Origin of the sequence: Anaerotruncus massiliensis (ex Togo et al. 2026) (assembly GCF_030825285.1) — a bacterium.
Taxonomy (GTDB): Bacteria; Bacillota; Clostridia; order Oscillospirales; family Ruminococcaceae; genus Anaerotruncus; species Anaerotruncus massiliensis.
Window position 1 is genome coordinate 1 of the sequence record NZ_JAPJQF010000003.1, and the last position, 14,274, is coordinate 14,274.

A 14,274-nucleotide genomic window follows, 5' to 3' on the forward strand; every position below is an offset into this window, starting at 1 on the left:
GTGGAGGCGGCTTCGGCGGCGGCGGCTCCGGCCGCAGCTTCTGAAACGCCCGGAAAAAGAGAATGCGAAAACCGGCCCCGGCTTATGCCGGGGCCGGTTTTGCGCGCCGCCCCCGATTGATTTCGGCGGGGCGCGTATGGTATACTGGTGCTGATCAAAAATATTGCGGCAGCAGATAGGATGAAGCGGATGAAATATCAGGTGGTGCTCTGGGACTTTGACGGGACGCTCGTGGACAGCTCGCCCGGCCTCTTCCGGTCGCTTGGCCGGATGTTCGAGCGGATGGGCCGCCCGGTGCCCGGCGAAGAGGTCCTGCGCAAGTTTATCGGCCCGCCGATCGTCTACTCCCTCAAGACCTACACCGGCATGTCGGACGAGGACGCGGAAAAGGCGGTGTGGCTCTTCCGGGAGGACTACGAGGCGGGGGGCTGCTACCTCTCGAAGGTGTACGACGGGCTGCCCGAACTGCTCGGCCGTCTGCGGGAGCGGGGAATCAAAACGGGCGTCGCGACCCTCAAGCCCGAAAAGACCGCCCGGCACCTGCTGGAATACCTCGGGATCGACCACCTGATCGACACCTGCATCGGCAACCGTAACGACGAGAAGGGCGCGATCACCAAGAAGGACATCATCGAAACCGCGCTCGACCGGCTCGGTTGGACGGACAAGTCCCGCGTCGTGCTCATCGGGGACTCGGTCTACGACGCGGACGGCGCGATCACAGCGGGGATCGATTTTGTCGGGGCGGCCTACGGCTTCGGGCTCCTTCCGGAACAGGCGGAGGAGCTGGGCTGCTGCTACGTGGCGGAGTCCCCGGCCGACCTCGAGCCCTTTTTCTTTGGCCCCGGCGATTGCAATGCGGCGGCGGGCGCGGTAAAATAAAAGTGGACCAACAAGCTGGACGGAGGGGTAGCATGGACGCAAATGTCAGCGCGGTACTCGAAAAGAAGATCAACCGGACGATCGGCAATCTGCAAAACAACAAGATGGACGCCTACTATGTCAAGACCTGCGCGGAGGCGGTCGCGCTCGTGAAGGAGCTCTGCCCCGAGGGACAGTCGGTCTCATGGGGCGGCTCGATGACCCTCGCGGAGAGCGGGATCAAGGAGCTGCTGCGCTCGGGGGCCTACCGCTGCCTCGACCGGGAGGCGAAGGGCGCGGACCCCGAAAAGATCCAGCGGGAGGCGTTCTCCTGCGACACCTATTTTTGCAGCAGCAACGCCGTCACCGAGGCGGGGGAGCTCTATAACGTCGACGGCATCGGCAACCGCGTGGCCGCGATGATCTACGGCCCCAAAAGCGTGATCGTCGTCGTGGGCTACAACAAGATCGTGCCCGACCTCGAGGCGGCGCGGGTGCGCATGCGGGACACCGCCGCGCCCGCCAACGCGACCCGCCTCGACCGGCGCACCCCCTGCAAGGTGCTCGGCATCTGCCGCGACTGCCACAGCGACGACCGCATCTGCTGCGACTATGTCGTGATGTCCCAGCAGAAGGTGAAGGGCCGCGTCAAGGTGATCATCGTCGGCGAGCAGCTCGGCTACTGAGCGGAAAAACAGAGAAAAAGCCCCGGGAACGCGCCGCGTTCCCGGGGCTTTTGTGAAGTCAGATCCGCGCGGCCTTCGCGCGCTCGAAGAGGTCCTGGACCTCTTTGGAGGGCTCCCTGTCGAGGAGGGAGACGGCCACGATCACGGCGAGCGCGAGGGCGAAGCCGGGGGCGAGGGAGTAGAGCCCGGTGGCCGCCAGCACGGGGACGTTTTCCCACAGCACGACGGTCAGCCCGCCGACCACCATGCCGGCGACCGCGCCCTTCATGGTCAGCCGCTTCCAGAAGAGGGAGAGCAGGATGACCGGCCCGAAGGAGGAGCCAAAGCCCGCCCACGCATAGGAGACGAGCCCCATGACCGAGCTGTTCGGATCGAGCGCGAGCAGGTAGGCGACGACGGCGATCACCATGACGGCGGTGCGGGAGACCCACATGAGCTCCCTGTCGGAGGCGTTCTTGCGGAAGAGCGCCTTGTAGAAGTCGTTGGAGACCGCGGAGGCGGCGACAAGCAGCTGGGAATCGGCGGTGCTCATCGCGGCGGCGAGGATGGCGGAGAGCAGGATGCCCGCGATGAAGCCGGGGAAGAGGCGGGTGACGAGGTCCATGAAGATGACCTCCGCCGCGCCCACGTCGGCGTAGACGCCCCGCCCGCCGAGGAAGGCGATGCCCACGATGCCGACGAAGACGGCCGCGCAAAGGGAGATGAGCACCCAGACCATCGCGATGATGCGGCTCTTTTTGATCATCGAGCTGTCCTTGATCGCCATGAAGCGCACGAGGATGTGCGGCATGCCGAAGTACCCGAGGCCCCAGACGAGGCCGGAGACGATCGTGACGAGCGCGACCCTGCCGGACGCGTCGGCGAAGAGGTTGAGGTAGTTGGGGCCTCCGAAGCCCGCGATCAGCTCGGGGGAGATGCCCGAGGTGGTGAAGGCGGCGGCGACCGGCACGATGATGAGCGCGGCGAACATCAGCATCCCCTGGATGAAGTCGGTCCAGCAGGCGGCCAAAAAGCCGCCGAGGAAGGTGTAGGAGATGATGATGACCGCGCCGACGGTCAGCGCCACGACGTAGTCGAAGTGGAAGACATACTGGAAGAGCTTCGCGCCGGTGCTGAAGGCGGAGGCGGTGTAGACGAGGAAAAAGACGAAGATGATCACCGCGCAGACGCTGCGGATCGCGGTGGACTTGCTGCAAAAGCGGTTTTGCAGATACTGCGGGATGGTGATCGAGTCGTCGGCGACGTAGGTGAACTTGCGCAGGCGCACGGCGACGAGCTTCCAGTTGAAATAGGTGCCGAGCGCGAGGCCGATGGCGATCCACGCGGCGGAGAGCCCCGACCAGAAGGCCGCGGCGGGAAGCCCGAGCAGCAGCCAGCCGGACATGTCGGAGGCCTGCGCGCTCAGCGCGGTGACCCAGCTCCCGAGGCTCCGGCCTCCGAGGAAATAGTCGGAGATGTTGTTGGACTTGCGGTAGAAGTAGAAGCCGATCCACACCATCAGGGCGAAATAGATGATGAATGCGATCAGGATGCCGATGTCAAGCTGCATGGCGGTTCCTCCTCATTTTCGTGCTTGGATGTCGGATGGGGCGCTTTTGCTCATTGCCGCAGTGATGAGCTGCAAAACTTACCCATTATTATACAAAATTCCCCAATTCAATGCAAGGGCGGATTTCAAAAGTTGCAGAATTTCTGTTGACAGCGGGGAAAATATGCGTATAATTAGAATCTATCAGGGCAATGCAGTCTTTACTACCTTTTCGGAGGCTTTTGGCATATGTTCAACCGGATTTCCAAGAGAATCGCTTCGACGCTGGCCGCGCTTTGCTGTGCGGTCTGCCTCGCTACCCCTTCTTTCGCGCTCATTCCGAATACGGGCGACGGTTCCGGGATGCTCCTGCCGATTATGGGCGGGCTTCTTGTGGTATCCGTAATCCTTATTATTATCTATGTCGTACTGTCCGCAAAGAAGAAAAAGTAGCAATTTAGGGACGATTTTCACGACCTTCCCGGATTGCGGGAAGGTTTTTTTATATACTTTTTCCAGTTGCTTTTGCATGAACCGTTTTTGTACATTTCATACTTTATTGATGCAGTATTTTAAAGCGCATTTGTGGAAAAGCTGGAAATTCTTTCGTTGCCTTGTGAATAATCATGCAGAATGCTATAATCAAACTTAACGCTTTCGCAGAAGGGAGCGCCTATGCTGACCAATCTCAAACGGATCGTCGTGGTCGTCGGCCACTACGGCAGCGGAAAGACCAATTTTTCGGTCAACCTCGCGGTGGACCTGAAGGCCGCCGGCCGGGACGTGATCCTCGTCGACCTCGACATTGTAAACCCCTATTTCCGCAGCGCCGATTTCGGCGCGCTGCTGGAGGAGAAGGGGATCGGGCTGATCGCGCCCGTCTACGCGCGGTCCAACCTCGACGTGCCCGCCCTTGACGGGCGCCTGGACGCCGTCATCGAATCGGATAAGACGCTGGTGATCGACGTGGGCGGCGACGACGCGGGCGCGGCCGCGCTCGGCCGCTACAGCGCCATGATCAGAGAGGCGGGCGGATGCGACGTGCTCTACGTCGTGAACGCCTACCGCTATCTCACCCGGACGAGCGAGGAGGCCGCCGAGATCCTCGGGGAGATCGAGCGGAAGGCCCGGCTGGAGGTGACGGCGGTGGTCAACAACTCCAACCTCGCGGACATCACGACGGCGGACGACATCGTTTCGTCGGCGGGATACGCTGAGGAGACGGCGCGTCGGTACGGCATCCCCGTGCTCTGCACGACGGCGTGGAAAAAGCTCGCCGCCGGGGTGGGGGAGAAGCTGCCCGGCCGGGAGATCTATCCGGTGGATATTTATGTAAAAAAACCGTGGGAAGTCTAGAGGCCCCACGGCGGTATAGAGTTAAGGAGGTGTTTTCAATGGCAAAGATGACGGTGAACCGTGACATCTGTAAAGGCTGCGGCCTGTGTGTGGAAGTCTGCCCGAAGAAGATCGTTTTTCTGGATAAATCGGTACTGAACGGAAAAGGGTACCATCCCGCTACCGTGACGGATATGGAGAGCTGCATCGGCTGCGCGATGTGCGCGACGATGTGCCCCGACTGTGCAATTACCGTTGAGAAATAGCGGCCTCAAACAGAATTGATCCACGAAAGGCAGTGAAGTTATGTCATCCACGCAAAAAATGTTAATGAAGGGGAATGAGGCGCTCGCGGAAGCGGCGATCCAGGCGGGCTGCCACCATTTCTTCGGCTACCCCATCACCCCGCAGACGGAAGTCGCGGCGTATATGGCCAAAAAGATGCCCAAGATCGGCGGTACATATATGCAGGCGGAGTCGGAGATCGCCGCGATCAACATGGTCTACGGCGCGGCCTCCGCGGGCGTGCGCGCCATGACCTCCTCCTCCTCCCCGGGCATCTCCCTCAAATCGGAGGGGATCTCCTACCTGGCGGGCTCCGACCTGCCCTGCCTGATCGTCAACGTCCAGCGCGGAAGCCCGGGGCTCGGCGGCATCCAGCCCTCCCAGGCCGACTACTGGCAGGCCACCCGCGCCCCCGGCCACGGAGACCTGCACGTGCTAGTCTTCGCCCCCTCCTCCATCCAGGAGATGGTCGACATGGTGTTTGACGCGTTCGACCTCGCCGACTGCTACCGTATGCCCGCGATGATTCTCGCGGACGGGATGCTCGGCCAGATGATGGAGCCGATCTCCTTCCCCGAAAAGCAGGTCAAGACCTACGACAAGAGCGGCTGGTCGACCAGCGGCCACCAGCACAAGCGCGCCCACCACATCGTCAACTCCCTCTACCTCCAGCCGGAGGAGCTGGAAGCCAAAATCCTCGAGCGCTTCCAGCGCTATGAGGAGGTCAAGGCGAAGCACACCCGCTGCGAGGAGTACCTCATGGAGGACGCGGAATACGTCGTCGTCGCCTACGGCGCGACCTCCCGCATCGTCCGCAGCTCGGTCAACTCCGCGCGGGAAAAGGGGATCAAGGTCGGTCTCATCCGCCCGCTGACCCTCTGGCCGTATCCGTACGCGCCGATCGAAAAGGCGGCCGAGCGCGGCGCAAAGGCGTTTTTGAGCGTCGAGATGAGCATGGGCCAGATGGTGGACGACGTGCGCATCGCCGTAAACGGCAGGGCGCCCGTGTCCTTCTTCGGACGCACCGGCGGCGTCATCCCGACCCCCGCCGAGGTGCTCTCCGAAATCGAAAAAATGGCAGGAGGTGACCGGTAATGGCCGTCGTCTATCAAAGACCCCACGCGCTGCTGGATGTCAGCACCCACTATTGCCCCGGCTGCACCCACGGCATCATCCATAAGCTGGTCGCGCAGGCGCTCGACGAGCTCGATATCGAAGGCCGCACGATCGGCATCGCGCCGGTCGGCTGCTCGGTCATGGCGTACAACTATTTCGGCTGCGACATGATTGAGGCCGCGCACGGCCGCGCCCCCGCGATCGCGACGGGCGTCAAGCGTTCGCTGCCCGACAGCGTCGTCTTCACCTACCAGGGCGACGGCGACCTCGCCGCCATCGGCACCGCCGAGACGGTCCACTCCGCGACCCGCGGCGAAAACATCACGATCATCTTCGTCAACAACGCGATCTACGGCATGACCGGCGGCCAGATGGCCCCGACCACCCTGCCCGGGCAGGTCACCCAGACGACCCCCTACGGCCGCGACGTGTCCTACTCCGGCTTTCCGATCCATGTGTGCGAGATGCTCTCCACCCTCGACGGCGTGGCCTACGCCGAGCGCGTCTCGGTGGACAGCGTCCCCAACATCCGCAAGGCGGGCGCCGCGATCAAGAAGGCGTTCAAATGCCAGGTGGAAAAGAAGGGCTTCTCGATCGTCGAGGTGCTCTCCGCCTGCCCGACCAACTGGGGCCTTACCCCCTCGGAGGCGCTCCAGTGGCTGCGTGACAACATGATGCCCTACTACCCGCTGGGCGTCTACACCGATAAGACGGAGAAGGGGGTGCGTCCGTAATGCTGAGTATCCTGCTCGCAGGCTTCGGCGGCCAGGGCGTCCTGTTCGCCGGAAAGATCATGGCCTATTCCGGGCTCATCGAGGATCAATACGTCTCCTGGCTGCCCTCCTATGGGCCCGAGATGCGCGGCGGCACCGCCAACTGCTCGGTGTGCATCTCCGACGAGCCGATCGGTTCCCCGCTGGTGCTCAACCCCGACGTGCTCGTCGCGATGAACCTGCCCTCCTACGACAAGTTCATCGACAAGGTCGCCCCGGGCGGCATCGCCGTGGTGGACAGCTCGCTCATCGCCAAGAAGAGCGACCGCACCGACATCAGCTGCTTCTACGTCCCCGCCACCGAAAAGGCGGATTCCGAGGGCCTCAAGGGGCTCTCCAACAACATTCTGCTCGGCAAGGTCCTGCAGGAGGCGAAATTCGCGTCGCTGGAGACGGTCGAGGCGGCCGTGGCCAAGTGCGTGCCGCCCAAAAAGCAGCACCTGCTCGAGCCGAACATGCGCGCCATCAAGCTGGGCATGAGCCTCTGAGAGGCGGCCCGGACTCGCGGCCCGGAAGGAATTTCCTTCCGGGCCGTTTCCATGCCCGCCGGGCGCGGCATTTCCGGGGAAAAGGCGCGGGCGGGAAAAATCCCCGCACGCTTGTCCGCCGGGCGGGGATTGTGGTAGAATAGGAAGCATGAATGGAGGTGGAGCGGATGCTGCATCTGATCCTGGGCGCGGCCGGCACCGGCAAGACGGCGCTGCTGCACGAGAAGATCGCGGAGTGCGTGCGCGGCGGCGGAAAGGCGGTCCTGCTGGTGCCCGAGCAGTATTCGTTCGAGAGCGAGAAGGCCCTCTACCGGAGGCTCGGCGCGAAGGACGCGCTGTCTGTGGAGGTGCTGAGCTTTACACGCCTCTGCGACCGGATTTTCCGGGAGTACGGAGGGCTGGCGGGGGTGCACCTCGACGAGACGGCCAAGGTGCTGCTCATGAGCGTCGCGCTCGGCGAGATCGGCGGGGAGCTGCGCGCCTACCGCAAAAACGTCTCGGGCGCGGCGTTCGCCGCCACGATGTGCGAGGCGGTCGGCGAGCTCAAGACCGCGGGCGCGGACCCCGAAACACTGCGCGCCGCGGCGGCGGACGCGTCGGAGGACCTGCGGGACAAGCTCTCCGACGTGGCGCTCATCTTCGACGCCTACCAGGCGCTGATCGAGCGCGGCTACTGCGACCCGGACGACAGCCTGCGCCGCGCCTGCCGGAAGCTCGAGGGGCGGGGGTTCTTCGCGGAGTACAGCGTCTTTATCGACGGGTTCATGGCGTTCATGGGCGCGGAGTGGAAGCTGCTCGGACGGATCCTGGAGGGGAGCCCGGCGGTGTGGGCGGCGCTGCCCTGCGACGGCCTTTCCTGCGCCGACGAGACGGGCGCGTTCGCCGCGGCCGCGCAGACCGCCAACCGGCTGGTGCGCGACGCGAAGGCGGCGGGGGTCCCCGTCGCGGCGCCGGTCGTCCTGCGGGAGCCCCGGCGGTTCGCGCGGCCGGCGCTCGCGCACATCGCCGTAGCCTTTTCCGACGCCGCGCCAGAGGGGTGCGAAACGCATGAGGGGGTGAAGCTCGCTGCGTGCGAGGACCTCTACGACGAGCTGGAGTTCGTCGCCTCGCGCATCTGCGCGCTCGTGCGGGAGGAGGGCTGCCGCTACCGCGACATCGCGGTGATCGGGCGGGACCTCGACCGCTACCTCGTGCCGCTCGAGACGGTCTTCACGCGCTATGAGATCCCCTTCTTCGCCGATCTGCGGGCAGATATCCAGGTGCACCCGTTCGCGGCGGGGCTGCTGGCCGCGCTCGACGCGGCGCGCAGCGGGTTCGATTCCGAACACCTGCTCGCGCTCGCCAAAAATTGCGTCACCGGTATCGGCCCGGCCGAAGCGGGGGAACTGGAGAACTACTGCTTCGTCTGGGGGGTCTCGGGCGCGGCGTGGCGGGCGGACTTCACCAACAACCCCGACGGGATGTCGGAGGGCTTCACCGAGGAGCAGGCGGAACGGCTGGGACGGATCAACGAGACCCGCCGAAAGCTGGCCGGCCCGCTCGTGACGCTGCGGCGCGAGCTTGCCGACTGCGACGGGCGCGGCTTTGCCGCGGCGGCGTTCGGGTGGCTCGAGCGGGTGAAGGCGGCGGAGCACCTTCAGGAGGCCGCCGCCGGGATGGAGGAGGGGGAGCAGAAACGCTTCCTCGAGATGTCCGCGCAGGTGTGGGAGGCGTTGCTCGGGCTGCTCGACGTGTTCGGCGGGGCGCTCGCCGACGTGCGCCTGCCGCTTGGGCGGCTGATCGATCTGCTGCGCATGGGGATTTCCGCCGCCGACATCGGGCTCATCCCCCAGACGATCGACCAGGTGATCGTCGGCGCGGCCGACCGCATCCGGCCGGACAGTCCGCGCGCCGCCTTTGTGATCGGCTTCAACGAGGGGGTCTTCCCGCGCTGGGAGACGTCGGCGGGCATCTTTTCCGCCGCCGAGCGCGACCTGCTCAAGGCGCGCGGGGTCGACCTGCTGCGCACGCCGGGACAGACGGCGCTCTTCGAGCGGTATTATGTCTATTTCGCGCTCACGCAGGCGTCCGAGCGGCTGTGCGTCAGCTGGCCGCTGCGGGATACGGCGGGGGCGGCGCTCGCCCCTTCGTCCGCGCTTGACCGGGTGCGCGCGCTGACCGGATGCCCGGTGGAGTCCTCTCTGGAGGGGCCGCTCGGGCGGGTGGCCAACGAGCACACCGCCTTTGACGAGCTGGCGCGCGGCTGGCGGGAACGGACGCCCGCCGAGGCGTCCCTGCGCGCGTGGTTTTCCGCGCGGGAGCCCGCGCGGATGGAGGCGCTCGCGCGGTGCGCCGGGACGAGGGGATTTTCCCTGAACGACCGCGCGGCGGCGCGCGCCCTCTTCGGCGCGCAGGTGCGCATCTCCCCGTCGCGCGCCGAGCAGTACTACCAGTGCCCGTTTTCCTATTTCTGCAAGGCGGGCCTGCGGATCAGCCCCCGCCGCAGGGTGGAATTCAACCCGATCGAGTCGGGCTCCCTCATCCACCTCGTGCTCGAAAAGATGGTGAGAAAATACGGCGGGCGGGGGCTTTCCGCGCTCGACGACACGCGGCTGGAGCGGGAGGTCACCGAGATCATCGAGACGGACCTCTCCGCCAAGATCGCAAACCTCGACGAGATGCCCGCGCGCTTCCGGTACCTCTTCCGGCGGCTGGTGGGCACCCTTGTGCGGCTGCTGCGGCGGCTGGCGATGGAATTCGCCCAGAGCGAGTTTGAGCCGGCGGCCTTCGAGCTGCCGATCAATCTCGAAGCGGAGATGAAGCCCCTCGACCTGCGCGCCCCAGACGGCACGCGGGTGATCGTCGAGGGGATCGTCGACCGGATGGACGTCCTCGAGCGGGAGGGGGTCCGCTATGTACGGGTCGTCGACTACAAATCGGGACACAAGAGCTTCAACCTCTCGGACGTCTGTTACGGGCTCAACATGCAGATGCTCATCTACCTCTTTTCGATCTGCGAGAACGCGCCCGGGGGCGGTGCGGTCCCGGCGGGCGTGCTCTACATGCCCGCGCGCGACAGCGTCGTTTCGGCGGAGCGGGGCGCCACGGAGGGCGAGGTGCGCGCGGAACAGCAGAAACGCCTGCGGATGAACGGCATCCTGCTGGAGGACCGGGAGGTCCTCTCGGCGATGGAGCCGGGCCTCGCGGGGCTCTATATCCCCGTCAGGACGAAAAAGGACGGCTCCTTCGACGCGCACAGCCAGCTCGCCACCCTCGAACAGATGGGGACCATCCGGCGGCAGGTCGAGCGGCTGCTCATTGAGCTGGCGGACAGCCTCGCGGGTGGGAAGATCGACGCGGCGCCGGTCGACGGGCTGAGCGACTACCGGCCGTGCGACTGGTGCGACTACCACGCGGTCTGCGGGCATGAGGATTCCGACGCGGTGAGAAAGCTCGCGGAGCTGGACCGCGCGGCCGCGCTCAAGGCGATGGAAGGGGATGAGGCGGATGGCTGAGCGTCAGTGGACCCCCCGGCAGCGGGACGCGATCGAGGCGCGCGGCGGGACGGTGCTCGTCTCGGCGGCGGCGGGCTCGGGCAAGACGGCGGTGCTCGTCGAACGGGCGGTAGGGCGCATCCTCGACTCCGAGCAGCCGGTCGACGCCGACCGGCTGCTCGTCGTGACCTTTTCCAACGCGGCGGCGCTCGAAATGAAGCAGCGGATCATGGCGCGGGTGACGGCGCTGGCCGCCGAACACCCCGAAAACGCCCGCCTGCGCCGCCAGCAGCTGCTGCTCGGGCGGGCGCAGATCAGCACGATCCACGCCTTTTGCAGCGAGCTCATCCGGCAGAATTTCCAGCTGCTGGGCATCGCCTCCAACATCCGCACGGGGGACGAGAAGGAGCTTGAGGTCCTGCGGCGGGACTGCGCGCGCGGCGTGGTGGAGGAATTCTTTGCGCGGGAGGACGGCGGACGGTTTGCCCGCCTCGTCGAGCTGCTCAGCACCGGGCGGGACGACAGCCGCGTCTTTACCACCCTCTTCTCCCTCTACGACTTCGTGCGCTCCCATCCCTTCTACCACGGCTGGATGGAGGCGAAGCTCTCCTATTATAATGAGGGGGTGCCGGTCGCCGATTCGATCTGGGGCAAGTGCATCCTAGGCTACGCCTCCGACGCGCTCGGGCACGCCTGCGCGCTCTGCGGGCGCGCGCTGTCCCTCGTGGAGGAGGACGAGACGCTCTCGAACGCCTACGGCGGCGCGCTGCGGGCCGACCTGCGGCAGCTCGAACGGGTGCGGGAATCGGTCGCGGCGCGCGACTGGGACGGGACCTGCAAGCGGCTGGGGAGCTTCGTCTTTGAGAAGCTGCGCCCCGTCCGGGGGGACGACCCCCGCAAGGGGGCGGCGCAGGCGCTGCGCAAGAGCGTCCGGGGAATCGTCGAGACGCTGCGGGACCGGCAGTTCTGCGCCACGGCGGCCGAGTTCTCCGAGGACGTCGCCGACCTGCGCCCGATGGTGGAGACCCTCTTCGAGCTGGTGGAGGCGTTCGACCGGGCGTTCACCGAACAGAAGCGGCAGAAAAACCTGATGGATTTTTCCGATATGGAGCAGTACGCGATCGCGCTGCTCGTGCGGCCCGCGGGGGAGGGGTACGTCAAGACCCCGCTCGCCCGGGCGGTGTCGGAGCGCTACGACGAGGTACTCGTCGACGAGTTCCAGGACACCAACGCGGCGCAGGAGATCATCTTCCGGGCCGTCTCGCAAAAGGAGCGGAACCTCTTTCTCGTCGGAGACGTCAAGCAGAGCATCTACCGCTTCCGCCAGGCCTGCCCCGAGCTCTTTATGGAGAAGAAAAAACGCTACGCCCCCTACGACGGCAAACAGTTCCCGGCGAAGATCACGCTCGGGAAGAACTTCCGCAGCGCGCCGGAGGTGACGGGCGGGGTCAACTTTTTGTTTTCGCTGCTCATGAGCGAGGAGATCGGTGAGATCGACTACAACGAGGAGGAGGCGCTCATCCCCGGCGGGAGCTTCCCCGAGGGGACGCCCGCCGGATGCGGGCTGCGCCTTCTGGACCTCACGGGCTACGCGGGGGAGCGGACCCGCGCGCAGGTCGAGGCGGACTACGTCGCCGATGAGATCGCCGGGATGCTCGAACGCGGGGAGCTCGTCGCGGAGGGGGACGCCCTGCGGAAGATCCGCCCGTCGGACGTCTGCATCCTGCTGCGCTCCCCCTCCGGACGGGCGCAGACCTATCTGGAGGCGCTGCAAAAGAGGGGCGTGCCCGTCTGGGCGGAGCCGAAGAGCGGCTTTCTCACCTCGAAGGAGGTCGCGCCGGTCGTCGCGCTGCTGCGGGTGATCGACAACCCCCTGCTCGACGTCGACCTCGCGGCGGCGATGATGTCCGCCCTCTTCGACTTCACCGCCGACGAGATGGCGCATATCCGCCTTGCCGACCGGCGCGCGCCCCTCTACACGGCGGTGCAGAGGCGCGCCGGGGAGGGGGACGCGCACTGCCTGGAATTCTGCGGGACGCTCGCGCGGCTGCGGCGGTTCGCGGCGGGCGCGACCGCCGACGCGGTCATCCGCCGCGTCTACGACGAGTGCGGCTGCCTTGCCAAGGCGCAGGTGATGCGGATGGGCGCTTCCCGCCGCGCGAACCTGCTGCTGCTCGTGCAGTACGCCTGCGACTACCACGCGAGCGGCTACCGGGGGCTTTCGGGGTTCGTCGGGTTTGTCGACCGGCTGATCGAGCGGGGAGGCGACTTCGCGCCCGCGGCGAGTCTGTCGGAGCAGGCGGACGTCGTGCGGATCATGAGCATCCACCGCTCGAAGGGGCTGGAATTCCCCGTCGTCTTCCTCTGTGACTGCGCCAAGCAGTTCAACCGTCAGGATTTGAACGGCACGACCCTGCTGCACACCGAGTTGGGCTTTGCCTGCGTGCGCCGCGACCCCAAATTGCAGACGCAGTTTTCCACCGTGCCGATGCAGGCGCTGCGGCTGGCGATCGAACGCTCGATGCTTTCGGAGGAACTGCGGGTGCTCTATGTGGCGCTCACCCGCGCCAAGCAGCGGCTCATCCTGACCGGGACGCTCACCAGGCCGGGGGAGAAGCTCGCGGGGCTGGCCTGCGCGCCGGAGGGGAACGGCAAGCTGCCGCCCTACCAGGTGCGCGGCGCGGCGAGCTATCTCGACTGGGTCCTGATGGCGGCGGTCCACCACCCCGGCGCGGCAGGACTGCTGGCGCAGTACGGCGTCGAGGCCGGCGCCGTTCCGGCGCAGGCCGCGTTTTCGGCCGCCGTCCTGCCCGTTGGGGGCGACCCGCCCGCGGCGGGGGAGACGGCGGAGGAGACGCCGCCCCCGCCCGACCCGGCGCTCACCGGGGCGCTGGAGCGGCGGCTCGCCTGGCGCTATCCCTTCGCGCCCGAGACGCGGATCCCCACCAAGATGGCGGTTTCGCAGATCTCCAAGGGGGAGCTCGCCAAAAGCTACCGCTTCGCGGGACGGCCCGCCTTTTTGCAGGAGCGGGGGCTCACCGCCGCGCAGCGTGGCAGCGCGCTCCACAAGTTCATGCAGTTTTCCGACTACCGCGCGGCGGCAAAGGACGTCGCCGCCGAGCTCGAACGGATGGCGCGGGAGGGCTTCCTCTCCCGGCAGGAGGCGGACGCCATCGACGCGGGAAAGCTCGCGGCGTTCTTCCGCTCGCCGCTGGCGGGGCGCATCTTCCGCGCGGACAGGGTGTGGCGGGAGCTGCGCTTTCTGGCCGAGGTGGGGAGGGAGACGCTCGGGGCGTACACCGACCTCTTCGACGCGGGCGGAAAAACGGCGGTCCAGGGCGTGGCCGACTGCGTCTTCGCGGAAGACGGCGGCGCGGTGATCGTCGACTACAAGACCGACCATGTCAGGACGCCCGCAGAGCTGGTCGAACGCTACCGGGTGCAGCTCGAGCTCTACCGGAAGGTGCTCGGCGGCGCGCTGGGCATGCCGGTCAGGGAGTGCGTGCTCTATTCCTTCGCGCTGTCCAGGGAAATCATCATTTAGGGGTTGACATCCGCGCATGCGCGTGGTATCATAATTCGGTAAACAAAGTAGAGCAGTTTCTGTTCTCACCTCGCCGCCGGTGGGCGGCTGGTCAATAGCGATTTCCCCTGCGGGGGAGACTGTGGTTGATTTTACGAGCGTGGGCGGTTTCTGCCCACGCTCGTTTTCAATTCAATGCAAAAAAG

11 protein-coding genes are annotated in these 14,274 nt (G+C 65.9%); 9 read left to right on the plus strand and 2 right to left on the minus strand.

The window, feature by feature from the left end:
- Positions 1 to 189 precede the first annotated feature (189 nt).
- Both RCI06_RS01890 and RCI06_RS01895 read left to right on the plus strand, forming a co-directional pair.
- Complete coding sequence (locus RCI06_RS01890) at positions 190 to 882, plus strand: HAD hydrolase-like protein (protein WP_172439219.1); 693 nt, start codon at positions 190 to 192, stop codon at positions 880 to 882.
- Between the two features lie 32 nt (positions 883 to 914).
- The gene (locus tag RCI06_RS01895; RefSeq protein ID WP_101550937.1) at positions 915 to 1,547 is read left to right on the plus strand and encodes a lactate utilization protein; all 633 of its coding nucleotides are present in this window, start codon (positions 915 to 917) and stop codon (positions 1,545 to 1,547) included.
- A 58-nt stretch (positions 1,548 to 1,605) separates the two neighbouring features.
- Here RCI06_RS01895 and putP read toward each other — a convergent pair whose 3' ends face one another.
- Both putP and RCI06_RS01905 read right to left on the minus strand, forming a co-directional pair.
- Positions 1,606 to 3,096: a sodium/proline symporter PutP gene (gene putP, locus RCI06_RS01900; protein ID WP_306573870.1), complete on the minus strand. Its 1,491-nt coding sequence runs from the start codon at positions 3,094 to 3,096 to the stop codon at positions 1,606 to 1,608.
- 183 nt (positions 3,097 to 3,279) lie between these two features.
- Entirely contained in the window at positions 3,280 to 3,606 is a 327-nt protein-coding gene (locus tag RCI06_RS01905) for a hypothetical protein (RefSeq protein WP_306573872.1), read from the minus strand.
- A gap of 144 nt (positions 3,607 to 3,750) precedes the next feature.
- On the opposite strand from RCI06_RS01905, the gene RCI06_RS01910 reads away from it, so the two are divergent.
- From RCI06_RS01910 to addA, 7 genes are all read left to right on the plus strand, one after another.
- Positions 3,751 to 4,431 carry a hypothetical protein gene (locus RCI06_RS01910; protein WP_101550931.1) on the plus strand — a complete coding sequence of 227 codons (681 nt, stop codon included), beginning with the start codon at positions 3,751 to 3,753 and terminating at the stop codon, positions 4,429 to 4,431.
- Positions 4,432 to 4,469: 38 nt separating this feature from the next.
- A complete protein-coding gene (locus tag RCI06_RS01915) occupies positions 4,470 to 4,676 on the plus strand; it encodes a 4Fe-4S binding protein (protein ID WP_101550929.1) in 207 nt (68 codons plus the stop codon).
- A 40-nt stretch (positions 4,677 to 4,716) separates the two neighbouring features.
- A complete protein-coding gene (locus tag RCI06_RS01920) occupies positions 4,717 to 5,790 on the plus strand; it encodes a 3-methyl-2-oxobutanoate dehydrogenase subunit VorB (RefSeq protein WP_101550927.1) in 1,074 nt (357 codons plus the stop codon).
- Complete coding sequence (locus RCI06_RS01925) at positions 5,790 to 6,545, plus strand: thiamine pyrophosphate-dependent enzyme (RefSeq protein ID WP_101550925.1); 756 nt, start codon at positions 5,790 to 5,792, stop codon at positions 6,543 to 6,545. Before RCI06_RS01920 ends, RCI06_RS01925 begins: the two co-directional genes overlap by 1 nt.
- The gene (locus RCI06_RS01930) at positions 6,545 to 7,072 is read left to right on the plus strand and encodes a 2-oxoacid:acceptor oxidoreductase family protein (protein ID WP_101550923.1); all 528 of its coding nucleotides are present in this window, start codon (positions 6,545 to 6,547) and stop codon (positions 7,070 to 7,072) included. The genes RCI06_RS01925 and RCI06_RS01930 overlap by 1 nt, the downstream gene beginning before the upstream one ends.
- Before the next feature lie 167 nt (positions 7,073 to 7,239).
- Complete coding sequence (locus RCI06_RS01935; RefSeq protein WP_306573874.1) at positions 7,240 to 10,566, plus strand: PD-(D/E)XK nuclease family protein; 3,327 nt, start codon at positions 7,240 to 7,242, stop codon at positions 10,564 to 10,566.
- On the plus strand, positions 10,559 to 14,089 hold the full coding sequence (gene addA, locus RCI06_RS01940; RefSeq protein ID WP_306573876.1) for a helicase-exonuclease AddAB subunit AddA: 3,531 nt from the start codon (positions 10,559 to 10,561) through the stop codon (positions 14,087 to 14,089). Before RCI06_RS01935 ends, addA begins: the two co-directional genes overlap by 8 nt.
- The last annotated feature ends 185 nt before the right edge of the window (positions 14,090 to 14,274 follow it).

Coding starts and splice junctions, on each gene's coding strand:
- RCI06_RS01910 (WP_101550931.1), top strand. CDS start 3,751: ATGCTGACCAATCTCAAACGGATCGTCGTGGTCGTCGGCCACTACGGC.
- RCI06_RS01905 (WP_306573872.1), bottom strand. CDS start 3,606: ATGCAAAAGCAACTGGAAAAAGTATATAAAAAAACCTTCCCGCAATCC.
- RCI06_RS01890 (WP_172439219.1), top strand. CDS start 190: ATGAAATATCAGGTGGTGCTCTGGGACTTTGACGGGACGCTCGTGGAC.
- RCI06_RS01920 (WP_101550927.1), top strand. CDS start 4,717: ATGTCATCCACGCAAAAAATGTTAATGAAGGGGAATGAGGCGCTCGCG.
- putP (WP_306573870.1), bottom strand. CDS start 3,096: ATGCAGCTTGACATCGGCATCCTGATCGCATTCATCATCTATTTCGCC.
- RCI06_RS01930 (WP_101550923.1), top strand. CDS start 6,545: ATGCTGAGTATCCTGCTCGCAGGCTTCGGCGGCCAGGGCGTCCTGTTC.
- RCI06_RS01925 (WP_101550925.1), top strand. CDS start 5,790: ATGGCCGTCGTCTATCAAAGACCCCACGCGCTGCTGGATGTCAGCACC.
- addA (WP_306573876.1), top strand. CDS start 10,559: ATGGCTGAGCGTCAGTGGACCCCCCGGCAGCGGGACGCGATCGAGGCG.
- RCI06_RS01915 (WP_101550929.1), top strand. CDS start 4,470: ATGGCAAAGATGACGGTGAACCGTGACATCTGTAAAGGCTGCGGCCTG.
- RCI06_RS01935 (WP_306573874.1), top strand. CDS start 7,240: ATGCTGCATCTGATCCTGGGCGCGGCCGGCACCGGCAAGACGGCGCTG.
- RCI06_RS01895 (WP_101550937.1), top strand. CDS start 915: ATGGACGCAAATGTCAGCGCGGTACTCGAAAAGAAGATCAACCGGACG.